Genomic DNA, 489 nt, shown 5'->3' with positions numbered 1-489 from the left:
CGTCAACGCCGATCTCAAATGGTCGCCCGAGCGCGGCACCATCGTCGGGCTCACAGGAAGGACCACCATCGAGAGCACCACCACGGCCGGGGAAAGTGGCGATGTGCTCTACTCGGGCAGGCTTACCGGCGAACGCCAGGTCCGCGCCAATCTGACGGCGAATTCCGCGCTTGGCCTCGACTGGCGCGACTATACCGGCTCCGACGGCCATGACCTGATCCTGAGCGCCGAGGCCGGCCTGACGTGGTGGCTGAACCGCTATGCCGGCCTCACCACAAGGGTCAGGACCGAGAAGCTGAACAGCAACCTGCCCGGCCGCGACTATGTCGCCAACAGCATCTTCCTGGGGCTGAAGGTGCAGCGCTGAGGAGGCCGGCGCCTGGAGCGTTTCACCGTTTCAACGAAACGGCGAACCGCTCTATCCTTTTGTTTTGATGCAATTCCGGACGGAAAACCGCTCGCACTTTTCCTGGAATTGCTCTACAGCGC

General features: G+C 62.8%; 1 protein-coding gene. It reads left to right on the top strand.

The features are described from left to right. On the top strand, window positions 1-367 hold a 367-nt coding region (locus EOA29_RS39755), incomplete at its 5' end, for an outer membrane beta-barrel protein (protein ID WP_145970176.1). Between the last annotated feature and the right edge of the window lie 122 nt (window positions 368-489).

Origin of the sequence: Mesorhizobium sp. M1E.F.Ca.ET.063.01.1.1 (genome assembly GCF_003998155.1) — a bacterium.
Classification (GTDB): Bacteria; Pseudomonadota; Alphaproteobacteria; order Rhizobiales; family Rhizobiaceae; genus Mesorhizobium.
The sequence above is the reverse complement of the archived record's forward strand: the minus strand, read 5'-3'. Positions and strand labels throughout refer to the sequence as shown.